The 24,957-nt window shown below is 56.7% G+C and carries 18 protein-coding genes; 8 read left to right on the top strand and 10 right to left on the bottom strand.

Annotated features, from left to right (window positions below; all coding sequences use genetic code 11):
* Nucleotides 1-207: 207 nt before the first annotated feature.
* The gene (gene sspA, locus IM273_RS00890) at nt 208-846 is read left to right on the top strand and encodes a stringent starvation protein SspA (RefSeq protein ID WP_028014589.1); all 639 of its coding nucleotides are present in this window, start codon (nt 208-210) and stop codon (nt 844-846) included.
* A gap of 5 nt (nt 847-851) precedes the next feature.
* Nucleotides 852-1,352 carry a ClpXP protease specificity-enhancing factor gene (gene sspB / locus IM273_RS00885; RefSeq protein ID WP_028014588.1) on the top strand — a complete coding sequence of 167 codons (501 nt, stop codon included), beginning with the start codon at nt 852-854 and terminating at the stop codon, nt 1,350-1,352.
* Between the two features lie 44 nt (nt 1,353-1,396).
* On the opposite strand, the gene IM273_RS00880 is transcribed toward sspB, so the two are convergent.
* The 4 genes from IM273_RS00880 to gltB form a co-directional block, all read right to left on the bottom strand.
* Nucleotides 1,397-1,690 carry a hypothetical protein gene (locus IM273_RS00880; protein WP_063438551.1) on the bottom strand — a complete coding sequence of 98 codons (294 nt, stop codon included), beginning with the start codon at nt 1,688-1,690 and terminating at the stop codon, nt 1,397-1,399.
* A 320-nt stretch (nt 1,691-2,010) separates the two neighbouring features.
* Nucleotides 2,011-2,265, bottom strand: coding sequence for a hypothetical protein (locus tag IM273_RS00875; RefSeq protein WP_226841104.1), 255 nt, complete (start codon nt 2,263-2,265; stop codon nt 2,011-2,013).
* A gap of 239 nt (nt 2,266-2,504) precedes the next feature.
* Complete coding sequence (gene gltD / locus IM273_RS00870; RefSeq protein ID WP_193050481.1) at nt 2,505-3,923, bottom strand: glutamate synthase subunit GltD; 1,419 nt, start codon at nt 3,921-3,923, stop codon at nt 2,505-2,507.
* Between the two features lie 9 nt (nt 3,924-3,932).
* Nucleotides 3,933-8,393 carry a glutamate synthase large subunit gene (gltB, locus tag IM273_RS00865; protein WP_047367043.1) on the bottom strand — a complete coding sequence of 1,487 codons (4,461 nt, stop codon included), beginning with the start codon at nt 8,391-8,393 and terminating at the stop codon, nt 3,933-3,935.
* A gap of 687 nt (nt 8,394-9,080) precedes the next feature.
* Here gltB and IM273_RS00860 point away from each other — a divergent pair.
* Nucleotides 9,081-10,022, top strand: coding sequence for a TIGR01212 family radical SAM protein (locus IM273_RS00860; RefSeq protein ID WP_100170953.1), 942 nt, complete (start codon nt 9,081-9,083; stop codon nt 10,020-10,022).
* Here the strand turns inward: IM273_RS00860 and IM273_RS00855 are convergent.
* Nucleotides 10,002-11,504: a helicase HerA-like C-terminal domain-containing protein gene (locus IM273_RS00855; RefSeq protein ID WP_193050483.1), complete on the bottom strand. Its 1,503-nt coding sequence runs from the start codon at nt 11,502-11,504 to the stop codon at nt 10,002-10,004. The genes IM273_RS00860 and IM273_RS00855 overlap by 21 nt on opposite strands.
* Nucleotides 11,505-11,641: 137 nt before the next feature.
* Here IM273_RS00855 and IM273_RS00850 point away from each other — a divergent pair, with 137 nt between their 5' ends.
* The gene (locus IM273_RS00850) at nt 11,642-13,279 is read left to right on the top strand and encodes a dihydroxyacetone kinase subunit DhaK (protein WP_193050485.1); all 1,638 of its coding nucleotides are present in this window, start codon (nt 11,642-11,644) and stop codon (nt 13,277-13,279) included.
* A 46-nt stretch (nt 13,280-13,325) separates the two neighbouring features.
* Here IM273_RS00850 and IM273_RS00845 read toward each other — a convergent pair whose 3' ends face one another.
* The 5 genes from IM273_RS00845 to pepA form a co-directional block, all read right to left on the bottom strand.
* Nucleotides 13,326-14,345 (bottom strand): NAD(P)-dependent alcohol dehydrogenase, encoded by a 1,020-nt coding sequence (locus IM273_RS00845; protein ID WP_028014580.1) that lies wholly within the window; start codon nt 14,343-14,345, stop codon nt 13,326-13,328.
* An 83-nt stretch (nt 14,346-14,428) separates the two neighbouring features.
* On the bottom strand, nt 14,429-14,932 hold the full coding sequence (locus tag IM273_RS00840; protein WP_028014579.1) for a GNAT family N-acetyltransferase: 504 nt from the start codon (nt 14,930-14,932) through the stop codon (nt 14,429-14,431).
* A 123-nt stretch (nt 14,933-15,055) separates the two neighbouring features.
* A complete protein-coding gene (locus tag IM273_RS00835; protein WP_045630735.1) occupies nt 15,056-17,911 on the bottom strand; it encodes a valine--tRNA ligase in 2,856 nt (951 codons plus the stop codon).
* Nucleotides 17,911-18,354: a DNA polymerase III subunit chi gene (holC, locus tag IM273_RS00830; RefSeq protein ID WP_003861884.1), complete on the bottom strand. Its 444-nt coding sequence runs from the start codon at nt 18,352-18,354 to the stop codon at nt 17,911-17,913. The genes IM273_RS00835 and holC overlap by 1 nt, the downstream gene beginning before the upstream one ends.
* Nucleotides 18,355-18,471: 117 nt before the next feature.
* On the bottom strand, nt 18,472-19,983 hold the full coding sequence (gene pepA, locus IM273_RS00825; protein WP_028014577.1) for a leucyl aminopeptidase: 1,512 nt from the start codon (nt 19,981-19,983) through the stop codon (nt 18,472-18,474).
* Between the two features lie 143 nt (nt 19,984-20,126).
* Here pepA and IM273_RS22705 point away from each other — a divergent pair, with 143 nt between their 5' ends.
* The 4 genes from IM273_RS22705 to arcB all read left to right on the top strand — a co-directional run bounded on the left by IM273_RS22705 (nt 20,127) and on the right by arcB (nt 24,901).
* Entirely contained in the window at nt 20,127-20,186 is a 60-nt protein-coding gene (locus IM273_RS22705) for a hypothetical protein (RefSeq protein WP_213743486.1), read from the top strand.
* A 63-nt stretch (nt 20,187-20,249) separates the two neighbouring features.
* A complete protein-coding gene (gene lptF / locus IM273_RS00820) occupies nt 20,250-21,350 on the top strand; it encodes an LPS export ABC transporter permease LptF (RefSeq protein WP_193050487.1) in 1,101 nt (366 codons plus the stop codon).
* A complete protein-coding gene (gene lptG / locus IM273_RS00815) occupies nt 21,350-22,432 on the top strand; it encodes an LPS export ABC transporter permease LptG (RefSeq protein WP_028014575.1) in 1,083 nt (360 codons plus the stop codon). Before lptF ends, lptG begins: the two co-directional genes overlap by 1 nt.
* A 135-nt stretch (nt 22,433-22,567) precedes the next feature.
* Nucleotides 22,568-24,901: an aerobic respiration two-component sensor histidine kinase ArcB gene (arcB, locus tag IM273_RS00810; RefSeq protein ID WP_045260464.1), complete on the top strand. Its 2,334-nt coding sequence runs from the start codon at nt 22,568-22,570 to the stop codon at nt 24,899-24,901.
* Nucleotides 24,902-24,957: the final 56 nt, after the last annotated feature.

Below are 24,957 nucleotides of genomic sequence, written 5' to 3'. Positions count from 1 at the left end.
TCTTTTTCCACATTTCCGGCATCCCCTCACCACAAAGCCATCAAAATCTGGTAAACTATCATCCAATTTTCTGCCCAAATATCGGTGAATACTCGATTTTTGTTCGATTCTTGAACAATGTGTCTTCTCTGGGATGGGCGATACTTCATCTGGCTGGCCCCGTTGGGCTGGTAGCAGTAAAAATTCTGAATATACCTGGAGGTTTTCATGGCTGTCGCTGCCAACAAACGTTCGGTAATGACGCTGTTTTCTGGTCCTACTGACATTTATAGCCATCAGGTTCGTATCGTGCTGGCCGAGAAGGGTGTCAGTTTTGAGATCGAGCATGTGGAAAAGGATAACCCGCCTCAGGATCTGATCGATCTCAACCCGAGCCAAAGCGTACCGACGCTGGTGGATCGCGAGCTGACCCTGTGGGAATCCCGTATCATTATGGAATATCTGGATGAGCGTTTCCCGCATCCGCCGCTGATGCCTGTTTACCCTGTTGCACGTGGTGAAAGCCGCCTGTACATGCAGCGTATCGAAAAAGACTGGTACTCGCTGATGAACGTCATTACCAGCGGCTCCGCTTCTGAAGCTGACGCTGCGCGTAAGCAACTGCGTGAAGAGCTGCTGGCAATTGCCCCTGTGTTTGGTCAGAAACCGTTCTTCCTGAGCGACGAGTTCAGCCTGGTGGATTGCTATCTGGCCCCGCTGCTGTGGCGTCTGCCAATTCTGGGCGTTGAGTTCAGCGGCCCTGGCGCAAAAGAGCTGAAAGGCTATATGACTCGCGTATTTGAGCGCGACTCTTTCCTGGCATCTTTAACTGAACCGGAACGTGAAATGCGTCTCGGCCGAGGCTAATGACTGTGGAAATGTCACAACTTACCCCACGCCGTCCGTATCTGCTGCGCGCCTTCTATGAATGGCTGCTGGATAACCAGCTCACGCCGCACCTGGTTGTGGATGTGACGTTGCCGGGCGTGCAGGTTCCAATGGAATACGCACGCGACGGACAGATTGTACTGAATATCGCGCCACGTGCAGTGGGTAACCTGGAGCTGGCAAACGACGAAGTGCGCTTTAATGCGCGTTTCGGCGGCGTGCCGCGTCAGGTTTCCGTTCCGCTGGCTGCGGTTCTGGCTATCTACGCCCGTGAAAACGGTGCAGGCACCATGTTCGAGCCGGAAGCGGCGTATGATGAAGAGGTTGCCAGCCTGAATGACGATGAGGCATCCGATGAACGCGAAAGCGACCCGGTAATGTCTGTGATTGATGGCGACAAGCCCGATCGTCAGGACGACGACGAGGGTCCCGATGATGAACCGCCACCGCGCGGTGGTCGTCCCGCACTGCGCGTTGTGAAATAAACAAACAGGCCCGACGGGCCTGTTTTGCTTTCTGCTTATAGCGGTTAGCTGTTACGTTCCCGCCACTCTTTTATCATTTCAGCGGTGACTTCATTCTGGTAACAAATTGGGGAATAGCCACCAGCCTTACTCCATGCACTGCGACGCCCGCATGAACTGCCATTTCGGGCCTGATTAAAAGGGCAAGCACATACGCCGGGATAATCAGCGATAGACTCCGCAATAATTTCGTTTTTAACCTGAGTATCGGAGAGCGCGTTGGCTTTGGCGACAGCATTACCGACGCTGAAAAACAAAATGGCAAAGAGTAGCCCGGTGACGATTTTATCGAATTTCATATCTTCATTTCCGTATGTAGTAGCAATATATCAGCGGCAAAGAGGTGCCGGCCCAGGATCAGACAAGTTATTTAGATGACACTAGTTGTCGTTTCATATTTGAGAATGCAATGATATTAGCTGTGAATGTTAATTCAGATATCTATGCTGTTAGTGAATGTTATTATCGAAATGTCCGGACATAAATGTCACATTTTCGATTGTGTTTGCCCCTAAGAATCACTCCGGTTAAAGACATAATAAAAAGCCCCGAAGGGCTTTTAAATAGCGCATATTTAGGCTTTAATCCCTTGGTGTATTACAAGGAACATCTAATTGCCCTAGGGGTATACACGGAACAAAGGCGGTTGATTTAAGTCCTTAAGATGGCGCTCGCGGGCGACATGAACCGCATAACCCTTTTCCAAAGCCCAATCAGCAGCCTTTTCCTGCGTTTTCTCTGTATGTATCTCTTTGCCGTCAACAATCACCACATGATGGATAACGTCTTCATCCTCACTCGTTGATTTAGGGCGATATTCTACATAGGCATGTTTTTTGACCATTATTTCAAATCCCTTTTGTTTACGGCGCAAATATTACGCCGCTCTTCTATTACTGCGTTATATGAACTTCTGCTTCAACACTTAACCATTTATTTTTTGTGGATATACGATTGCGTTCACGATTTAAAGAGAGTTACGGACCGTTGATAAAGGTTCGTCATGTCATGGTTCGTAATAAATCTCAGGCAGAAGGAATAAGCCTGGAATTGAAGGGGGGAAAGAAGGGGGGGCGAACATGCGGTGATGATAAACCGCATGTTCAACCGGTATTACACTTCCAGGAAGTTCATGATCCCGTCAGCCGCTTTACGTCCTTCGGCAATCGCGGTAACCACCAGGTCTGAACCGCGAACGATATCGCCACCGGCGAAGATTTTCGGGTTGCTGGTCTGGAAGGCGTTGTCGCTGCCTTCCGGCGCAATCACGCGGCCCTGTGAGTCCAGCTCTACGCTGTGCTTCGCCAGCCACTCCATGCAGTGAGGGCGGAAACCAAACGCCATCACCACGGCGTCGGCCGGGATCACGTGCTCAGAGCCAGCCACAATCTCCGCACGACGACGGCCTTTCGCATCCGGCGCACCCATCTCCGTGCGCGCCATCTTCACGCCGCTTACCTTACCGTTGGCGTTCACTTCAATGCCCAGAGGCTGGATGTTGAACTGGAACTCCACGCCCTCTTCACGCGCGTTTTTCACTTCGCGCTTAGAGCCCGGCATGTTCTCTTCGTCACGACGGTAAGCACAGATGACGTGCGCCGCGTTCTGACGAATGGACGTACGCACGCAGTCCATCGCGGTATCACCGCCGCCCAGCACGACAACGCGTTTACCTTCCATGCTGACAAACGGCTCGTCGGCAGTTTCGCCGTAGCCCATCAGCTGTTTGGTGTTAGCAATCAGGAACGGCAGCGCGTCGTACACGCCTGGCGCATCTTCGTTCTCCAGACCACCGCGCATGGACTGATAGGTACCCACGCCCAGGAACACGGCGTCGTAATCCTTCAGCAGATCGTCGAGCTGCACGTCGCGGCCCACTTCGGTGTTGAGTTTGAACTCAATGCCCATGCCGGTGAAGATTTCACGGCGGCGGGTCATCACCTCTTTTTCAAGCTTGAAGGCCGGGATACCGAAGGTCAGCAGACCGCCGATTTCCGGGTGACGGTCAAAAACCACCGCCTTCACGCCGTTGCGTGTCAGCACGTCGGCACAGGCGAGGCCTGCCGGACCCGCGCCGACGATCGCCACGCGCTTGTCGGTTTGCTTCACGCCGGTCATATCCGGACGCCAGCCCATCTCGAACGCTTTATCGTTGATATAGCGTTCGATGTTGCCGATGGTCACCGCGCCAAACTCGTCGTTCAGCGTACAGGAGCCTTCGCACAGGCGATCCTGAGGACACACGCGGCCGCACACTTCCGGCAGGGTATTGGTCTGGTGAGACAGCTCGGCGGCTTCAAAAATACGCCCTTCGTTGGCCAGCTTCAGCCAGTTCGGAATGTAGTTATGGACCGGACATTTCCATTCGCAGTAAGGGTTACCGCAGGACAGGCAGCGGTCTGCCTGTGCTTTGGCCTGGCCTTCTGAAAACGGCTCATAGATTTCAACAAATTCAATTTTACGTATCTTCAGCGGTTTCTTTGGCGGATCAACACGCTGAAGGTCGATAAACTGGTAAACGTTCTGGCTCATCTGAATTCCTTACTGCGCCTGCACGCGCAGCTCTGCTGCGCTACGACTACGGTGACCCAACAGGGCTTTAACATCGCTGGACTTCGGCTTAACCAGCGCGAATTTCGCAGAGAACGCTGGCCAGTTCGCCAGGATCTCTTCGCCGCGCGAAGAACCGGTATGCTGCACGTGTTCGGTAATCAAACCGCGCAGGTGTTCTTCATGAATGGCCAGCGAATCAACGTCCAGCACTTCCACCAGTTCCGGGTTCACGCGCTTGCGGAACTCACCGTCTTCATCCAGCACGTAGGCAAAACCGCCCGTCATGCCGGCGCCAAAGTTCACGCCGGTTTTACCCAGGACGCACACAATTCCGCCCGTCATGTATTCGCAGCCGTTATCGCCGATGCCTTCCACCACGGTGATGGCACCGGAGTTACGCACGGCAAAACGCTCGCCCGCACGGCCCGCGGCAAACAGACGACCGCCGGTCGCACCGTACAGACAGGTGTTGCCGATGATGCTGGCTTCATGACTGCGGAAGGCTGAACCGACCGGAGGACGCACCGCCAGCAGACCGCCCGCCATGCCTTTGCCGACGTAGTCGTTGGCATCGCCGGTCAGGTATAACTCAACGCCGCCGGCATTCCACACGCCGAAGCTCTGGCCCGCGGTACCGCTGAAGTGCGCGGTAATCGGATCCGACGCCAGCCCCTGGTCACCGTGCGTTTGCGCGATGTAGCCGGAGAGGGACGCGCCGACAGAACGGTCGGTGTTGCGGATATCAAACCAGAACGTTTTGCTCTGCTTCTCGTCCACGTACGGCTTCGCCTGTTGCAGCAGCTGCGCGTTCAGCACGCCGTTGTCGAACGGCGGGTTGTTCTCGGTGCAGTAAACCGCTTTGCCAGGATGCGGCTCAGCCGTTTCCAGCAGCTTAGACAGCTCCAGCTTCTGCTGCTTGGCGGTGAAGCCTTCCAGCTCTTTCAGCAGGTCGGTACGGCCAATCAGATCCACCAGACGCTTCACGCCCAGCTGCGCCATCAGCTCGCGGGTTTCACGGGCGATGAAGTCAAAGTAGTTAGTCACCTTGAACGGCAGGCCATGATAGTGATTCTTACGCAGCTTCTCGTCCTGGGTTGCAACGCCGGTTGCGCAGTTGTTCAGGTGGCAAATGCGCAGGTATTTACAGCCCAGCGCCACCATAGGACCGGTACCGAAGCCGAAGCTTTCCGCACCCAGAATCGCCGCTTTGATGATGTCGAGGCCGGTTTTCAGACCGCCGTCCACCTGCAAACGGATCTTGTGACGCAGACCGTTAGCCACCAGCGCCTGCTGGGTTTCCACCAGGCCAAGCTCCCACGGGCAGCCCGCGTATTTCACGGAGGAGAGCGGGCTTGCGCCGGTGCCGCCGTCATAGCCGGCAATGGTGATCAGATCCGCATAGGCTTTCGCCACGCCGGTGGCGATGGTGCCGACGCCCGGCTCGGAAACCAGCTTCACGGAGATCATCGCTTTCGGGTTGACCTGCTTCAGGTCGAAAATGAGCTGCGCCAGATCCTCGATAGAGTAGATATCGTGGTGCGGCGGCGGGGAAATCAGCGTCACGCCCGGCACCGAGTAGCGCAGTTTGGCGATGTACGGGGTGACTTTATCACCCGGCAACTGACCGCCTTCGCCCGGTTTTGCACCCTGAGCGACCTTAATCTGGATCACGTCGGCGTTAACCAGGTAGGCAGGGGTTACGCCAAAGCGGCCGGACGCCACCTGCTTGATGCGCGATACTTTGTTGGTGCCGTAACGGGCCGGATCTTCACCGCCCTCGCCGGAGTTGGAGTTGCCGCCGATGCTGTTCATGGCTTCCGCCAGCGCTTCGTGCGCTTCCGGGCTCAGCGCGCCGATGGACATCGCCGCGGTATCGAAGCGTTTGAACAGCTCGGATGCAGGCTCAACTTCGTCAACGCTGACCGCTTCATCGCCCGGATTGAGGGCAATAAGGTCGCGCAGCGTCGCTGCCGGACGGTTGTTCACCAGCTCGGCATACTGCTGATAATCGCTATATTCGCCGCTCTGTACCGCCTGTTGCAGCGTGCGCACCACGTCCGGGTTGTAGGCGTGATATTCGCCGCCGTGAACGTATTTCAGCAGGCCGCCCTGTTCCAGCGGCTTACGTGCCAGCCAGGCACGCTTCGACAGGTTCACCAGATCCTGCTGGAAGTCAGCAAAACCGGCCCCGCCGATGCGGCTGACCACGCCCTGGAAGCAGAGGTTGGCGACGTCGTCGTGCAGGCCGACTGCTTCAAACAGCTTCGAGCAGCGGTAAGAGGCAATAGTCGAGATGCCCATTTTGGACATGATCTTGTACAGACCTTTGTTAATGCCGTTACGGTAGTTCAGCATCACCGTGCGGTAGTCTTTGTCGATGGCGCGTGTGTCTACCAGGCGAGCCAGCGTTTCGTAGGCCAGGTATGGATAGATCGCCGTCGCACCAAAGCCTAACAGCACGGCAAAGTGGTGCGGATCGCGGGCGCTCGCGGTTTCCACAATGATGTTGGCGTCGCAGCGCAGGCTCTTGTCGACCAGACGCGTCTGGATAGCTCCCACCGCCATTGGCGCAGGCACCGGCAGACGGTTTTTCGCAATGTTACGGTCAGACAGCACCAGCAGAACGGTGCCGTTACGCACCATCTGCTCGGCTTTGTCACACAGCGCATTCACCGTCTCTTCGAGGCTCGTTTCGGTCACGTCGAAGGTGATATCGAGCGTGTCGGCGCGGTAGTGCTCCTCGGTCATGGTGGTGAGCTGTTTAAAATCAGAGTACAGCAGGATCGGCGATTTAAAGGTCAGACGGTGCGCCTGGCCTTCGGCTTCGCAGAAGACGTTCATCTCACGGCCGATGCTGGTGGCCAGCGACATCACGTGGGCTTCACGCAGCGGATCGATTGGCGGGTTGGTCACCTGCGCAAACTGCTGACGGAAGTAGTCGTAAATAATGCGCGGCTGGCTGGAGAGCACGGCGAACGGGGTATCGTCACCCATCGAGCCGACCGCTTCCTGGCCGTTTTCGCCGAGCACGCGAATAACCGAGTCCAGCTCTTCCGCGCTGTAGTTAAACTGCTTCTGGAAGCTTGCGAGGGTATCGTCGTCCATCTCGCGGCTGCCCACTTCGTCGTCAGACAGATCTTCGAACGGCACCAGGCGACGGACGTTTTTCGCCATCCACTCTTTATACGGATGGCGGCTTTTCAGATCGTTATCGGTTTCCGCAGAGTGCAGAATACGGCCGCCGCGGGTATCGATCACCATCAGCTCGCCCGGACCGACGCGGCCTTTCTCGACCACTTCGTCAGGCTGGTAATCCCAGATCCCCACTTCAGAGGCGCAGGTGATGAGCTTGTCTTTGGTGATGACGTAGCGCGCCGGACGCAGACCGTTACGGTCCAGGTTACAGGCAGCGAAGCGACCGTCGGACATCACGATACCTGCCGGACCGTCCCACGGCTCCATGTGCATGGAGTTAAAGTCGAAGAACGCGCGCAGCTCCGGATCCATATCCGGGTTGTTCTGCCAGGCCGGCGGCACGAGCAGACGCATGGCGCGCACGATATCCATCCCGCCCGCCAGCAGCAGTTCCAGCATGTTGTCCATGGAGCTGGAGTCAGAGCCGGTTTCGTTCACGAACGGCGCGGCATCGTGCAGGTCAGGGATCAGAGGGGTCTGGAACTTATAGGTACGAGCACGCGCCCACTGACGGTTACCGGTGATGGTGTTGATCTCGCCGTTGTGCGCCAGGTAGCGGAACGGCTGAGCCAGCGGCCAGCGTGGCACGGTGTTGGTGGAGAAGCGCTGGTGGAACAGGCAAATGGCCGATTCCAGGCGCAGGTCCGCCAGGTCCAGGTAGAAGCGCGGCAGGTCAGCCGGCATACACAGACCTTTATAGATGTTCACCAGGTTAGAGAGGCTACAGACGTAGAACTCTTTATCGTCCTGGAGACGTTTTTCAATGCGGCGACGGGCGATAAACAGACGGCGTTCCATATCGCGCGGACGCCAGCCCGCAGGCGCGTTAACGAAAATCTGCTCAATACGAGGCAGCGAGGAGAGGGCGATTTCACCGAGTACCCCTTCGTTGGTTGGCACATCGCGCCAGCCGACAATCGACAGGGTTTCGCGCTGAAGTTCTTCTTCAACGATGCGGCGTGAGGCGGCAGCCTTTTCAGGATCCTGATTCAGGAACAGCATGCCGACAGCGTAGTTTTTGGCTAAACGCCAGCCGCGCTCTTCCGCCACGATGCGGAAGAAACGATCCGGTTTTTGCAGCAGCAGGCCGCAACCGTCGCCGGTTTTACCATCGGCCAGGATGGCGCCACGGTGCTGCATACGGGCCAGTGCGTGAATAGCGGTACGCACTACCTTGTGGCTAGGTTCGCCTTCTATGTGGGCGATCAGGCCGAAACCACAGTTATCCTTCTCAAGGGATTTATCGTACAACATATCAGTGAACCTCCCCAGGCTCGTCGGGCTTCCCACTGAACTTTACCGTGGCGCACAGGCGCAGAAAGAGCATGGCGACGGGGTTAGCGTTTCATACGCGGACCTCGCATTCGCCCTCTTTTTCATCCTTTCGCGCAGGTAAACAAGTTTGAGGACTTGCTTCAGAGGGAGTCTCAATTACTGCATAAATATGATGAGCAGGCCGCTCATCCAGAAAGCTTCCAGCGGATTTCCAACTTATCGGGAATTGGTACACAGGTCAAATGGCAATCTTATTTATACAAAAATGTGCTAAAGCGTAATTATCATTTTGTTTTTATTGGTTATTTTACTAATTTTACAACCACTGAAAGCGCCAGGAAGGTGCAGGGGAGTGTGATCTGACTCACTATATGAAAGCGGTATTATTGATGCAGCGTGCTGAAATGCGGTTTTATGGCAGAATAATAATCTGGCGCAGTCTTCGAACCCGCATAAAATCACTGTTTTTCAGTCCTGGCGCTATAAATGAAAAAAACCATCAGAACATAAGGAAAAGTAATTACGTGGCGGGTGAATGAAATCTCGGTAATCGTGATTATTTATTCAAATGGATAAAGGCCGTCCAGGGCGATTGATCCAGGTCATCGCCGACAGAGGCTAAAAATGGCAGGCTTGTCCCCTTTCTTCGGGACGGTCTATCAGATTATGCAGTTACAGAAATTAGTCAATATGTTTGGTGGGGATCTTTTGCAGCGGTACGGACAAAAGGTGCATAAGCTGACGCTGCACGGCGGCTTTAGCTGCCCGAACCGCGACGGCACCATCGGGCGCGGCGGCTGCACCTTCTGTAACGTTGCGTCGTTTGCTGACGAAGCCCAGCAGCATAAATCCATCGCGGAACAGCTCGCCCATCAGGCCAGCCTGGTGAACCGCGCGAAGCAGTATCTGGCCTATTTCCAGGCCTACACCAGTACGTGGGCGGAGGTGCAGGTGCTGCGTTCCATGTATCAGCAGGCGGTTGCTCAGGCGAACATTGTCGGGCTGTGCGTGGGTACGCGCCCGGACTGCGTACCGGAGGCGGTGCTGGATTTACTTAGCGAGTACAGAGAGAAGGGCTATGAGATCTGGCTGGAGCTGGGCCTGCAGACCGCGCACGATAAAACCCTGCACCGTATCAATCGTGGGCATGATTTCGCCTGCTACCAGCGCACCACGCGTCTCGCCCGCGAGCGTGGCCTGAAAGTCTGTTCGCATCTGATTGTCGGCTTGCCCGGAGAAGGGCAGCAGCACAGCCTGGAGACGCTGGAAAAAGTCGTGGAAACCGGCGTAGACGGCATTAAGCTGCACCCGCTGCATATCGTGAAGGGAAGCATAATGGCGAAAGCCTGGGAAGCCGGGCGGTTAAGCAGTATCGAGCTCGACGACTATACGGTGACGGCGGGAGAGATGATTCGCCACACGCCGCCGGAGATTGTCTACCACCGCATCTCCGCCAGCGCCCGCCGTCCAACGCTTCTGGCACCGCTCTGGTGCGAGAACCGGTGGACGGGGATGGTGGAAATCGACCGCTATCTTCAGGAAAACGGCGTACAGGGTTCGGCGCTGGGCCGTCCGTGGGTTCCCCGTCTACCGACGGCGGCCGCCTAGCAGACTCCCCAGCATACCGCGCACAATCTGATTGGTGACCTGCCGCGCGGCGCTTTTCGCCATGGTCTGTACCACGCCGTCGCGCTTGCCGCCGCGCGGCCCGGTTGTGCCAAACAAAATGTCTTTTAGCCCGCCGAGAATGCCGTCATCCACTGCGACTGACTGGCCCATAGCGGGTGGAGCATCCTGCGATTCGGTGGTTGCCTGTACCCCTTTTTGCAGCATCTCGAACGCAGACTCCCGATCCACCTCGTCTTCATACTTGCCGTACACCGGGGAGTGATTAATCAGGCTGTTACGTTCATCGTCGGTAACCGGCCCCATGCGCGAGCAGGGCGCGATCACCATTGCGCGTTCCACCACGGACGGGCTGCCCTTGGCATCCAGGAACGAGATCAGCGCTTCACCGGTGCCCAGCGCCTGAATCGCGGCTTCGGTATCAAAGGCCGGATTGGCACGCATGGTTTGCGCGGCGGCTTTCACCGCTTTCTGATCCTTCGGCGTAAAGGCGCGCAGGGCGTGCTGCACGCGGTTACCAAGCTGGCCCAGCACATTGTCAGGAATATCCGACGGGTTTTGCGACACAAACCAGACGCCGACCCCTTTGGAGCGGATCAGGCGGATAACCTGTTCAATTTTATCCAGCAGCACCTGCGGCGCGTCGTTAAACAGCAGGTGTGCTTCGTCAAAGAAGAAGACCAGTTTGGGTTTTTCCAGATCGCCCGCTTCAGGTAACTGCTCGTACAGTTCGGAGAGCATCCACAGCAGGCTGGCGGCGTAAAGCTTTGGCATCTGGTAGAGCTTCTCTGAACTCAGAATGTTGATGATGCCTTTGCCGCTGCTGTCGGTGCGCATCCAGTCTTTGATATCCAGCATCGGCTCGCCGAAGAAGTGTTCGGCGCCCTGCTGCTCCAGCGTCAGTAGCCCACGCTGAATGGCACCGACAGAGGCGCTGCTGATATTGCCGTACTGGTTCTGGAAGGATTTGGCGTTATCGCCGATGTACTGGGTAATGGCGCGCAGATCTTTGAAATCGAGCAGCAGCAGCCCCTGATCGTCGGCGATACGGAAGATAATATTCAGCACCCCGGACTGCACGTCGTTGAGGTTGAGCAGGCGGGCCAGCAGCAGTGGGCCGAGATCGGAAACGGTGGCGCGTACCGGGTGGCCTTTCTCACCGAAGATGTCCCAGACCACCACCGGGTTGCCGTGCGGCGTCCAGTCCGTAATGCCAATATTCTTCAGTCGTTCGAGCAGTTTTTCAGAAGCGGTACCCTGCTGAGCCACACCGGTTAAATCGCCTTTTACGTCAGCCATAAAGACCGGCACGCCAATCTCTGAAAGTGACTCCGCCAGCTTCTGGAGAGTGACTGTTTTCCCTGTGCCGGTGGCGCCGGTAATCAGACCGTGGCGGTTCGCCATCGCGGGCAGTAGATACAGCTCTTTTTCCAGCGTCCGGGCAATTAACAATGGTGTACTCATGATGCGCTTCCTCTCTTAGTCCTGGGTGGAGTATAGGCAACCTGACGGCAAAATGGTTGAGTAAATTGCTGACTTTGCGGCGCATTGTCCAGCGCGGACTATGCTTTTGCATACGGTTCATAAAATAGTGGAAAACAATGTCCAGATTCTTCTTTAACGATCGCAAACAGCTGGTCAATGACGCCATTGAAGGCATACTGCTTTCTGCGCCACATGCGAATCTCGTCAAACTTGATATCGATCCAGCTATCAGGGTTGTCGCCCGCGGCGACTGGGATAAAAGCCGCGTGGCGGTGATCTCCGGCGGTGGCTCCGGGCACGAACCGGCGCACGCCGGATTTGTCGGTAAAGGCATGCTGACGGCGGCAGTGTGTGGCGATCTGTTCGCCTCCCCGAGCGTGGATGCGGTGCTGAACGCTATTGTGGCGGTGACGGGCGATCGCGGCTGCCTGCTGATCGTCAAAAACTATACCGGTGACCGGCTTAACTTTGGCCTGGCGGCAGAAAAGGCCAAACGCTACGGCCTGAAGGTCGAGATGGTGATTGTGGCGGACGATATCGCGCTGCCCGGCAACAAGCAGCCGCGCGGCATTGCCGGCACGGCGCTGGTGCACAAGATTGCGGGCTATGCAGCGGAGCAAGGAAAATCGCTGAGCGAGGTGCGGGATATTGCGCAGCAGGCCTGCGATAACCTCTGGAGCCTGGGCGTTGCGATGCAAACCTGCAACCTGCCGGGCAGCGACGATGAAGAGGGGCGCATCAAGCAGGGCCATGTCGAGCTGGGGCTGGGGATCCACGGGGAGCCGGGTGCCTCGGTGGTTGATACGCAAAACAGTAAAGCGATTATCGACACGCTGGTGACGCCGCTCAAAGCGCAGGCGGGCGAGGGGCGTTTCGCGGTACTGATCAACAACCTCGGCGGCGTGTCCGCGCTGGAGATGGCTCTTCTCACCAAAGAGCTGGCACATTCAGCGCTGAAAGAGAATATTGCGTACCTGATTGGCCCTGCGCCGCTGGTGAGCGCGCTGGATATGAAGGGCTTTTCTCTGACGCTGCTAAAGCTCAACGATTACTTTGAAAAGGCGATTCACGCCGAGGTCGAGACGCTGGGCTGGCAGAAGCCTGTGGCGTTTGCCCCTCTGCGTACCGTTCCGCAAAGCGCTATTCACGATAGCGTGGAATATGCCGCGTCCGACAATCCGCAGGTGAAGGAGTCTGTTTCACAGGTGACGAAGACGCTCATACAGCTTGAAAACCGCCTGAATGCGCTGGATGCCAAAGTGGGCGATGGCGATACCGGCTCTACGTTTGCGCAAGGTGCACGGGATATTGCGCAGCGCCTGGAAGAAAACACTCTCCCGCTGAATGACGTGCCTAAGCTGCTGTTGCTGGTGGGGGAACGACTGGCCACGGTGATGGGCGGATCGAGCGGTGTACTCATGTCGATCTTCTTCACGGCGGCGGGGCAAAAGCTTCACGATGGACAGCCGCTACCTGAAGCATTGCTGAGCGGACTGGCGCAGATGAAGCAGTATGGCGGGGCAGATCTCGGCGATCGTACGCTGATCGATGCGCTGCAACCGGCGCTGGAAGCCTTGAAGAAAAAAGATCTTCAGGCGGCAGCGCACGCTGCGCAGCAGGGAGCGGAGGCAACGGCGAAAATGGCGAAAGCCGGAGCAGGGCGCTCATCGTATGTGAATAAAGAGAATCTGGATGGGGTAATGGACCCGGGGGCGGTCGCGGTGGCGGAAGTGTTTAATACATTGGCGCAGTAGCAAAAGTAGGCCGGGTCAGGCGAAGCCGCCACCCGGCAAACTCACATCAGAAATCTGCTTTCAACACCACGCGATAACGGGCTTTGCCGTCGCGCACGTGCTGGATGGCTTCGTTAATTTTCGACATTGGATACAGCTCGGTGGTCGGCGTCACTTTGGTGCGGCCGGCAAACTTCATCAGCTTGCGCAGCTCGTATGGCGTACCGGTCGCGGAGCCTGACACGCTGCGATCCCCGCCGATCAGGGTAAAGGCCGGAACCGGCAGCGGCTTCATCACCGCACCCACGGTGTGGAAGTTACCGCCGTAGGCCAGCGCTTCAAAGTACGGCTGCCAGTTGAGATCGACGTTCACGGTGTTGATGATCAGGTCAAACTGCCCAGCCAGCGCGTTCAGCGCGTCCGGATCGCGGCTGTTCACGACTTTGTCCGCGCCCATTGCCAGCACTTCTTTCTCCTTCGCCGGGTTCGAGCTAAACGCCGTCACTTCACAGCCCATCGCGTGCAGCAGCTTGATGGCGATATGGCCCAGACCGCCGATACCGATCACGCCCACGCGGCTGGTGGCGGTGACGTGGTGCATCAGCAGCGGTTTAAAGACGGTGATCCCGCCGCACAGCAGTGGACCAGCAGATTCAATATCAATGCTGTCCGGCAGCGGGATGACCCATTGCCAGTCGGCGCGCAGCTTATCGGCGAAACCGCCCTTGTTCAGGATGGTGGGCACTGCGCCTTCTAGGCAGTTGATCTGGTTGCCGCTGATACAGGCGTCGCAGTGGCCGCAGCTGCGTGCTGTCCAGCCAATGCCCACGCGCTGGCCAACCTTCAGCCCTTTGTCCTGCGCGGCGCTGCCGAGCGCGACGACGCGGCCAATCACTTCGTGCCCGGCAACCAGCGGATAGCTGGAGAAGCCCCATTCGTTGTCGATCATCGAGAGATCTGAGTGGCAGACCCCGCAGTAATCAACCTGTACTTCGACGTCTTCTGCTTTTAGTTCGCCCGCATCGTACTCGTACAGCTCAAGTTCTGCACCCGCCTGCGGTGCGGCGTAGCTTTTTATCTTCGACATCGTGTTTCCCCCGTTGTGGTGTGAACTGAGAGTGTAGAGCATTCAGTTTACAGCCGCTTAACAGAAGGGGGCAGGAACGAAACTTACAGACTTTTCAGCATTCTGACTTCGCAGTCAACGTGGCCCGTGCAGCCCAGCGGCGCATCGATATGCTCAAAGCCCAGATGTTCATACAGGCCGATGGCCTCTTTGAGGAAGGCGGTGGTTTCGAGGTAACAGCGTTTAAAACCCTGATTGCGCGCGTGCTCCAGGGCGACCAGCGCCAGCTTTTTCGCCAGACCCTGTCCACGAACCGACGGCAAGAAATACATTTTCTGCAGCTCACAGATATCCGGCTCGCTGCAGCTCAGCGGTGCAACACCGCCGCCGCCCACAACCTGGCCGTCCTGCTCAATGACCCAGTAGGCGTGGCCCGGCTGGCTGTACAGCTTAAACAGTTCGTCAAGATTCGGGTCGGCAACGGTGTAACCTTTATCCGCCGTCAGCCCAAACTCTGCAGAAACGGTGCGGATAACGGCGGCGATAGCCGGATTGTCCTGCTCAGTGATCCGACGCATCGTCGTCGCGACGGGGGTAATCACGCTCATAGCATTACTCATTACAAAAATTGACACACAGTTGCTGTTAATAGCACCGCAGAAAAGGGAGTGCAAGCGAGGAGTTTTCAGGAAGGTTACCCCTTACGCCCTGAAGCGTAAGGGGTAAAAGCATTACAGGGCCGCGATAACGGCCTGCTGCTCGATCAGTTTGGTCTTCGCATCGGCGAAGGCAACCAGACGCTCACGCTCTTTGGCAATGACAGCTTCCGGCGCGCGGGCAACAAAGCCTTCGTTCGCCAGCTTACTTTCGATTTTGCCAATTTCCACGTCGACCTTCGCCACTTCTTTCGCCAGACGCGCCAGCTCTGCGTCTTTGTCGACCAGGCCCGCCATCGGGATCAGCAGCTCCGCACCGTCGATAATTTTAGTCACGGAAACCGGACCCTTGTCATCGGCAGGCAGCACGGTGATGCTTTCCAGACGCGCCATGGTTTTCAGGAAGGTGTTGTTCTCGGTGACGCGACGAACGGCAGCGTCGCTGCAGCCGCGCAGCAGCAGCTCCAGTGGTTTACCCGGGGCGATGTTCATTTCGGCACGGATGTTACGTACCGCAACGATCGCCTGCTTCAGCCACTCGGTATCCGCTGACGCGGCTTCATCAACCTTAGCCGCATCGAATTCCGGGAACGGCTGCAGCATGATGGTATCGGCGTTGATGCCCGCAATGACCTTCACGCGCTGCCAGATGGTCTCGGTGATGAATGGAATAACCGGATGCGCCAGGCGCAGCAGGCCTTCCAGGACGGTAATCAGCGTGTTGCGCGTGCCGCGCAGCTCTGCTTCAGAACCGCCGTTCATGACCGGCTTCGCCAGCTCCAGATACCAGTCGCAGAACTGGTTCCAGGTGAATTCATACAGAATGCCCGCTGCGATATCGAAGCGGTAGCTGTCCAGCGCCTCGCGGAAGGCTTTCACCGTCTGGTTAAATTCCGCCAGGATCCAGCGGTCTGCCAGAGACAGAGTCATCTCGCCGCCGTTGAAGCCGCAATCCTGATCTTCGGTGTTCATCAGGACGAAGCGGCTGGCGTTCCACAGCTTGTTACAGAAGTTACGGTAACCTTCCAGACGCTTCATGTCCCAGTTGATGTCGCGGCCGGTAGAGGCCAGCGCCGCCAGGGTGAAGCGCAGGGCGTCGGTACCGTGAGATTCGATCCCGTTCGGGAACTGCTTCTCGGTACGCTTGCGGATTTTCTCAGCCAGCTGCGGCTGCATCATGTTGCCGGTACGTTTTTCCAGCAGGTCTTCCAGGGAGATCCCGTCAACCATGTCCAGCGGGTCAATCACGTTGCCCTTGGACTTGGACATCTTCTGCCCTTCGTCGTCGCGGATAAGGCCGGTCATGTAGACGGTATGGAACGGAACCTGCGGCTTGCCGTCTTCGTCTTTGATGAAGTGCATGGTCATCATGATCATGCGGGCAATCCAGAAGAAGATGATGTCGAAGCCGGACACCATTACGCTGGTAGGATGGAACTGACGCAGCGCGTCGGTGTTTTCAGGCCAGCCGAGGGTAGAGAAGGTCCACAGCGCGGAGGAGAACCAGGTATCCAGCACGTCTTCGTCCTGGCGCAGGGCCACGTCAGCGCTCAGGTTATTTTCCTGACGCACTTCGTCTTCGCTACGGCCAACGTAGACGTTGCCTTCGTTGTCGTACCATGCCGGGATGCGGTGACCCCACCACAGCTGACGGGAGATACACCAGTCCTGAATGTCGCGCATCCAGGAGAAGTACATGTTTTCGTACTGCTTCGGCACGAACTGGATGCTGCCGTTCTCAACCGCTTCCACAGCCGGTTTCGCCAGCACGTCGGCACGGACGTACCACTGGTCGGTCAGCATTGGCTCAATAACCACGCCGCCACGGTCGCCGTACGGCACGGTCAGATCGTGAGGCTTAATCTCTTCCAGCAGGCCGAGGGCATCAACGGCGGCTACGATGGCTTTACGTGCGGCAAAGCGCTCCAGCTTCTGGAACTCCGCCGGGATCTCGCTGGAGTAAACGTCGGATTCGTTGCCTTTGGTGTCGTACACCTCTGCGCTTTCGCGGATATCGCCGTCGAAGGTCAGAATGTTGATCATCGGCAGGGCGTGACGACGACCCACTTCATAGTCGTTGAAGTCGTGCGCCGGGGTGATTTTCACGCAGCCGGTGCCTTTTTCCATGTCGGCGTGTTCGTCGCCCACAATCGGAATGCGGCGGTTCACCAGCGGCAGCACCACAAATTTGCCGATCAGATCTTTATAGCGCGGATCTTCCGGGTTAACGGCCACGCCGGTATCGCCCAGCAGGGTTTCCGGACGGGTGGTCGCCACCACCAGGTAATCTTTACCGTCTGCGGTTTTTGCGCCGTCGGCCAGCGGATAGCGGATGTGCCACATGGAGCCTTTGGACTCGCGGTTTTCCACTTCCAGGTCAGAAATTGCGGTGCGCAGTTTCGGGTCCCAGTTTACCAGGCGTTTGCCGCGGTAAATCAGGTCTTCTTTGTACAGACGGACGAACACTTCTTTTACGGCGTTGGACAGGCCTTCGTCCATGGTGAAGCGCTCGCGCTCCCAGTCCACGGAGTTGCCGAGACGGCGCATCTGACGGGTAATGGTGCCGCCGGATTCTGCCTTCCACTGCCAGATTTTGTCGATGAACGCATCGCGACCGTAGTCGTGACGAGTTTTACCTTCTTCAGCGGCAATTTTACGCTCAACCACCATCTGGGTCGCGATACCCGCGTGGTCAGTCCCCGCCTGCCACAGGGTGTTTTTGCCCTGCATGCGCTGGTAGCGGATCATGGTGTCCATGATGGTCTGCTGGAAAGCATGCCCCATATGCAAACTGCCGGTGACGTTCGGCGGCGGGATCATGATGCAGAAGGACTCTTTGCTTTCGTCGCCGTTAGGCTTGAAATAGCCCTGCTGTTCCCAGTGCTCGTAAAGCGGCTGTTCGATATCGCGTGGGTTATATGTCTTTTCCATTATTTCCAGGTTGCCGTATTCAGGTTAAAACCGGCCAGGCGGTACGCTTTATAGCGTTCGCGCGCCAGTTGTTTCAAGGATTCTTCGTAAGGGACAAAGTCTACCACTTCTGTGAAAGCGGTGGCAAAATCTGCAAAGTCTGTCCGCAGGCTAATGAGAATATCGCGCGCGCTGCTGTTGCGCTTTTGCGGCCAGGCTATTTCGACCGGAGCCCCGCCGCGTGGACCTTCGCCCGACAGGTTATGCGGAACAAAACTTTCCGGCGGGCGCGCCCATAGCGCTTCATCCAGGCGAATCGCCTGCTGCTCATCTTCACAGGCAATCAGTACGCGTTTACCTGCGCGCCAACGTTCTGCGGCAATTTCACACACCAGCTGTTCAACGGCGCTGAGGCCATCCTGATGGGTGTCGTTGTCCAGAAGGTAGAACGTTGCATTCTTCATATATGGGGCTTCTTGTCGTGGATTTAAATGCAAAGCCGGGTGGCGCTTCGCTTACCCGGCCTACGGTTGAGCGGCGTGTAGGCCGGGTAAGGCGAAGCCGCCACCCGGCACATTACATCACTCGTCGCCGTTAAAACCCGCACGATTAAGCAGGAACTGCGACAGCAGGGCAACCGGACGTCCGGTAGCGCCTTTGGCTTTACCGGAGCGCCATGCGGTCCCCGCGATATCCAGGTGCGCCCAGTTATATTTACGGGTGAAGCGCGCCAGGAAGCAGCCTGCGGTAATTGCGCCGCCAGGACGACCACCAATGTTAGCCATGTCCGCAAAGTTAGACTCCAGCTGTTCCTGATACTCGTCACCCAGCGGCAGACGCCATGCGCGGTCACCGGCCTGCTCGGACGCGCCGATAAGCTCGTGCGCCAGCGGGTTGTGGTTCGACATCAGGCCGGTGATGTGATGGCCCAGGGCAATCACGCAGGCACCGGTCAGGGTGGCCACGTCGATAACCGCTTCTGGCTCGAAGCGCTCAACGTAGGTCAACACGTCACAGAGTACCAGACGGCCTTCGGCGTCGGTATTCAGCACTTCAACGGTCTGGCCGGACATGGTGGTCAGGACGTCGCCCGGACGATACGCGCGACCGCCAGGCATGTTTTCGCAGCCTGCCAGCACGCCGATTACGTTGATGGGCAGCTGAAGCTCCGCAACCATGCGCATGACGCCGTAAACCGCCGCCGCGCCGCACATGTCGTACTTCATCTCGTCCATGCCTTCTGAAGGCTTGATGGAGATACCGCCGGAGTCAAAGGTCAGCCCTTTACCGACGAGCACGATCGGACGCGCGTCTTCAGACGGGTTGCCTTTGTATTCGATGACCGACATCAGGGATTCGTTCTGCGAGCCGTTACCCACCGCCAGATAAGAGTGCATCCCCAGCTCTTTCATCTGCTGTTCGCCGATGACGCGGGTGATGACGTTTTTGCTGTAGGAGTCAGCCAGCTGGCGCGCCTGAGAGGCGAGGTAGGCGGCGTTACAGATGTTTGGCGGCATGTTGCCGAGATCTTTTGCCGCTTTAATACCGGCGGCAATCGCCAGACCATGCTGGATGGCGCGCTCGCCGCTGGTCAGTTCGCGACGGGTTGGCACGTTAAAGACCATTTTGCGCAGCGGGCGACGCGGCTCGCTTTTGTTGGTCTTAAGCTGATCGAAGCTGTAAAGGCTCTCTTTTGCCGTTTCGACGGCCTGACGCACTTTCCAGTAGGTGTTACGGCCTTTGACGTGCAGCTCGGTCAGGAAGCAGACGGCTTCCATTGAACCGGTGTCATTCAGCGTATTAATGGTTTTCTGAATAACCTGCTTATACTGACGTTCATCCAGCTCGCGCTCTTTGCCGCAGCCAATCAGCAGAATACGCTCTGACAGGACGTTCGGAACATGGTGCAGTAACAGCGTCTGCCCAGGTTTGCCTTCCAGTTCGCCACGGCGCAGCAGGGCGCTGATATAGCCGTCACTGATTTTATCGAGTTGCTCGGCGATCGGGGAGAGTCGGCGCGGTTCAAAGACGCCCACAACGATGCAGGCACTCCGCTGTTTCTCCGGGCTACCGCTTTTTACACTGAACTCCATGCACTACGCTCCTGAATCTTAAAGACAACGGCGGCTGCTACGGATAGAATTGAAACCTTTCGTAACTCATGTCCGCTGTTGTGGTGACTTCGTGTTAATCTTACGTTACTACGGTTTCGACACGTCAGAAAAAGTCCTGAAGCGTGAATCCGCCGGATGTTTTAATCTTAGCGACGATTTCGACGACTCAAGAGAATAAATGACGTTTAAGCCATGAAACAAGCGATTTTCCAGCAAAGAGACGGGTTTTTACGGGCGTATTTAAAGTGATAATCATAAGATATCTGGTGCGGGAGACGCTCAAAAGCCAACTGGCGATCCTCTTCATCCTGCTGCTGATTTTTTTCTGTCAGAAGCTGGTTAAGATCCTCGGTGCGGCCGTTGACGGCGAAATTCCAACGAATCTGGTGCTTTCCCTGCTTGGGCTGGGGATCCCGGAAATGGCGCAGCTTATTCTGCCGCTGAGTCTATTCCTCGGCCTGCTGATGACCCTCGGTAAGCTGTACACCGAGAGTGAAATTACGGTGATGCATGCCTGCGGCCTGAGTAAAGCCGTACTGGTGAAAGCGGCGATGATACTGGCGCTGTTCACGGGCATTGTTGCGGCGGTGAATGTGATGTGGGCGGGCCCTATGTCTTCCCGTCATCAGGACGAAGTGCTGGCCGAGGCGAAAGCAAACCCCGGCATGGCGGCGCTCGCGCAGGGGCAGTTCCAGCAGGCGACTGACGGAAACTCCGTGCTGTTTATTGAGAGCGTTGACGGCAGTAAATTCAACGATGTATTTCTGGCGCAGCTGCGTCCTAAAGGTAACGCGCGTCCGTCAGTGGTGGTTGCCGATTCTGGCCAGCTTTCTCAGCGCAAAGACGGTTCTCAGGTCGTCACGCTGAATAAAGGCACCCGTTTCGAAGGCACCGCGATGCTGCGTGACTTCCGTATTACGGATTTCCAGAACTATCAGGCCATTATTGGTCATCAGGCGGTGGCGCTCGATCCGACGGATACCGAGCAAATGGATATGCGCACGCTGTGGAATAGCGATACCGACAGAGCGCGGGCTGAGTTCCACTGGCGTATTACGCTCGTATTCACCGTGTTTATGATGGCACTGATTGTCGTGCCGCTGAGCGTGGTGAACCCGCGCCAGGGTCGCGTGCTCTCTATGCTGCCAGCGATGCTGCTTTACCTGATCTACTTCCTGCTGCAAACCTCGATTCGCTCTAACGGCGCGAAGGGTAAGCTGGATCCGATGGTCTGGACGTGGTTCGTTAACAGCCTGTACATCTTACTGGCGCTGGGATTAAACCTGTGGGATACGGTGCCTGTGCGCCGCATACGTGCCCGATTCTCGCGTAAAGGAGCCATCTAATGCAGGCGTTTGGCGTTCTTGATCGCTATATCGGTAAAACCATTTTCACCACCATCATGATGACGTTGTTCATGCTGGTGTCGCTCTCCGGCATTATCAAATTTGTCGATCAGCTGAAAAAAGCCGGACAGGGCAGCTATGACGCGATGGGGGCGGGGATGTACACCCTGCTCAGCGTGCCAAAAGATGTGCAGATCTTCTTCCCGATGGCGGCTCTGCTGGGCGCGCTGCTGGGGCTGGGGATGCTGGCTCAGCGCAGCGAGCTGGTGGTGATGCAGGCCTCAGGCTTTACCCGTATGCAGGTTGCGCTGTCGGTAATGAAAACCGCAATCCCGCTGGTGCTGTTGACCATGGCGATTGGCGAGTGGGTGGCACCGCAGGGCGAGCAGATGGCGCGTAACTATCGTGCTCAGGCAATGTACGGTGGTTCACTGCTCTCGACTCAGCAAGGTTTATGGGCGAAAGACGGGAAAAACTTCGTCTACATCGAACGGGTAAAGGGTAATGATGAACTGGGCGGGGTGAGCATCTACGCGTTCAACGACCAGCGCCGTCTGGAGTCTGTCCGACACGCCTCTTCCGCGAAGTTTGACGCTGAACATAAGCAGTGGCGTTTGTCGCAGGTTGATGAATCTGACCTGACCGATCCAAAACAGATTACCGGGTCACAGACGGTGACCGGCACCTGGAAGACCAACCTCACGCCGGATAAGCTCGGGGTTGTTGCGCTGGATCCTGACGCGCTCTCTATCAGCGGCTTGCACAACTATGTGAAGTACCTGAAGTCGAGCGGGCAGGATGCCGGACGCTATCAGCTCAACATGTGGAGCAAAATCTTCCAGCCGATGTCCGTGGCGGTGATGATGCTTATGGCGCTGTCGTTTATCTTCGGCCCGCTGCGTAGCGTGCCGATGGGCGTGCGCGTCGTGACCGGTATTAGCTTCGGCTTTGTCTTCTATGTACTCGATCAGATCTTCGGTCCGCTGACGCTGGTTTATGGCATTCCGCCGATTATCGGTGCGCTGCTGCCGAGCGCCAGCTTCTTCCTGATCAGCCTCTGGCTGCTGCTGAAACGCTCCTGATTGACCTCTCCTCGCTTCCGGTGAACCGGAGGCGAGGCTAATCTCCTGTTTCAACCCGCACTTTTTCTCACAACCTTCAACGTCCCGCCTCGAATTTGAGTATTATTGAGCGATAAAGTCGTGAAGGGATCCTCTATGAAGCAAATTCGAATGCTAGCCCAGTACTACGTCGACCTGATGATGAAGCTTGGGCTGGTGCGTTTCTCCATGCTGCTGGCGCTGGCGCTGGTCGTTCTGGCGATTGTCGTGCAGATGGCCGTTACGATGGTTCTGCATGGTCAGGTCGAGAGTATCGACGTTATCCGCTCTATCTTCTTCGGCCTGCTCATTACCCCCTGGGCGGTCTATTTCCTTTCCGTGGTGGTCGAGCAGCTGGAGGAGTCCCGTCAGCGCTTATCAAAACTGGTCGATAAGCTGGAGGAGATGCGCGAGCGCGACCTGAAGCTCAACGTTCAGCTTAAAGACAACATTGCTCAGTTGAATCAGGAAATTTCAGATCGTGAGAAGGCGGAGGCAGAGCGTCAGGCCACGCTGGAACAGCTGAAAATCGAAATGAAAGAGCGCGAGGTGACGCAGATCCAGCTTGAGCAGCAATCCTCCTTCCTGCGTTCGTTCCTGGACGCTTCGCCGGATCTGGTATTCTACCGTAACGAAGATAAAGAATTTTCAGGCTGTAACCGGGCGATGGAGCTCCTGACCGGGAAAAGCGAGAAGCAGCTGATTCACCTCAAGCCGCAGGACGTTTACTCCGAAGAGGCGGCCGCCAAGGTCATGGAGACGGATGAAAAAGTGTTCCGCCATAACGTCTCGCTGACCTACGAACAGTGGCTGGATTACCCAGACGGGCGCAAAGCCTGCTTTGAGATCCGTAAGGTGCCGTACTATGACCGCGTCGGGAAGCGCCACGGCCTGATGGGCTTCGGCCGTGATATTACCGAGCGTAAGCGCTATCAGGATGCGCTGGAGCGCGCCAGCCGCGACAAGACCACCTTCATCTCCACCATCAGCCATGAGCTTCGTACGCCGCTTAACGGCATTGTGGGGCTGAGCCGCATTCTGCTGGATACCGACCTGACCGCAGAGCAGGAAAAATACCTCAAAACGATTCATGTCTCGGCGGTCACGCTGGGTAATATCTTCAACGATATTATTGACATGGATAAGATGGAGCGCCGAAAGGTTCAGCTTGATAATCAGCCGGTTGATTTCACCAGCTTCCTTGCCGATCTGGAAAACTTGTCTGGTCTGCAGGCCCAGCAGAAGGGGCTGAATTTTGTCATGGATCCCACCCTGCCGCTGCCGCATAAAGTGATTACCGACGGCACGCGCCTGCGTCAGATCCTGTGGAATCTCATCAGCAACGCGGTGAAATTTACCCAGAAGGGGCAGGTGGCGGTGCGTATTCGCTATGACGACGGCGACATGCTGCACTTTGAGGTGGAGGACTCCGGGATTGGTATTCCGCAGGAGGAGCAGGACAAGATTTTCGCGATGTACTACCAGGTGAAGGACAGCAACGGTGGAAAACCGGCCACTGGTACCGGAATCGGCCTGGCGGTGTCTAAGCGGCTGGCGAAGAGCATGGGCGGTGACATCACCGTTGCCAGCCAGGCGGGCAAAGGGTCAACCTTCACGCTGACGGTGCATGCGCCGGCGGTGGCGGAAGAGGTAGAGGATACCTTTGAAAATGACGATATGCCGCTGCCTGCGCTGCACGTCCTGTTGGTGGAGGATATTGAGCTTAACGTGATTGTAGCGCGCTCGGTGCTGGAAAAACTGGGCAACAGCGTGGATGTCGCGATGACCGGTAAAGCCGCGCTGGAGATGTTTACACCTGGTGAATATGACCTCGTTCTGCTGGATATCCAGTTGCCGGATATGACCGGGCTGGATATCTCGCGTGAACTGACGCGTCAGTACGCGGCTGATGAACTGCCGCCGCTGGTGGCGCTGACGGCGAACGTGCTGAAAGATAAAAAAGAGTACCTCGACGCCGGTATGGACGATGTACTCAGCAAGCCTCTGGCGGTGCCTGCTCTGACCGCCATGATCAAGAAGTTCTGGGATACCCACGATGAAGAGGAGAGCACCATGACGTCTGTTGATAGCGCAAAAGCCCAAACGATACTCGATACCGCGATGCTGGAGCAGTATATCGATCTGGTCGGCCCGAAACTGATTACCGACGGCCTGGCGGTGTTTGAAAAAATGATGCCGGGTTATCTGAGCGTGCTGGAGTCAAACCTGACGGCGCGTGACCAGAAGGGCATCGTGGAAGAAGGGCATAAAATCAAAGGCGCAGCCGGCTCGGTCGGGTTACGCCACCTGCAGCAGTTGGGTCAACAGATTCAGTCGCCTGATTTACCAGCTTGGGAAGATAACGTTGGTGATTGGGTTGAAGAGATGAAACAAGAGTGGCAGAACGATGTTGCGGTGCTTAAAGCCTGGGTGGATGCCAGAAAAAAATGACCCCGGCTAGACCGGGGTGCGCGAATACTGCGCCAACACCAGGGAAATCGTGGCTG

It is taken from the genome of Enterobacter cloacae complex sp. P13B (assembly GCF_014895915.1).
Lineage (GTDB): Bacteria > Pseudomonadota > Gammaproteobacteria > Enterobacterales > Enterobacteriaceae > Enterobacter > Enterobacter bugandensis.
The sequence above is the reverse complement of the archived record's forward strand: the minus strand, read 5'-3'. Positions and strand labels throughout refer to the sequence as shown.

Coding starts and splice junctions, on each gene's coding strand:
- sspA (WP_028014589.1), top strand. CDS start 208: ATGGCTGTCGCTGCCAACAAACGTTCGGTAATGACGCTGTTTTCTGGT.
- IM273_RS00880 (WP_063438551.1), bottom strand. CDS start 1,690: ATGAAATTCGATAAAATCGTCACCGGGCTACTCTTTGCCATTTTGTTT.
- gltD (WP_193050481.1), bottom strand. CDS start 3,923: ATGAGCCAGAACGTTTACCAGTTTATCGACCTTCAGCGTGTTGATCCG.
- gltB (WP_047367043.1), bottom strand. CDS start 8,393: ATGTTGTACGATAAATCCCTTGAGAAGGATAACTGTGGTTTCGGCCTG.
- IM273_RS00860 (WP_100170953.1), top strand. CDS start 9,081: ATGCAGTTACAGAAATTAGTCAATATGTTTGGTGGGGATCTTTTGCAG.
- IM273_RS00855 (WP_193050483.1), bottom strand. CDS start 11,504: ATGAGTACACCATTGTTAATTGCCCGGACGCTGGAAAAAGAGCTGTAT.
- IM273_RS00850 (WP_193050485.1), top strand. CDS start 11,642: ATGTCCAGATTCTTCTTTAACGATCGCAAACAGCTGGTCAATGACGCC.
- IM273_RS00845 (WP_028014580.1), bottom strand. CDS start 14,345: ATGTCGAAGATAAAAAGCTACGCCGCACCGCAGGCGGGTGCAGAACTT.
- IM273_RS00840 (WP_028014579.1), bottom strand. CDS start 14,932: ATGAGCGTGATTACCCCCGTCGCGACGACGATGCGTCGGATCACTGAG.
- IM273_RS00835 (WP_045630735.1), bottom strand. CDS start 17,911: ATGGAAAAGACATATAACCCACGCGATATCGAACAGCCGCTTTACGAG.
- holC (WP_003861884.1), bottom strand. CDS start 18,354: ATGAAGAATGCAACGTTCTACCTTCTGGACAACGACACCCATCAGGAT.
- pepA (WP_028014577.1), bottom strand. CDS start 19,983: ATGGAGTTCAGTGTAAAAAGCGGTAGCCCGGAGAAACAGCGGAGTGCC.
- lptG (WP_028014575.1), top strand. CDS start 21,350: ATGCAGGCGTTTGGCGTTCTTGATCGCTATATCGGTAAAACCATTTTC.
- arcB (WP_045260464.1), top strand. CDS start 22,568: ATGAAGCAAATTCGAATGCTAGCCCAGTACTACGTCGACCTGATGATG.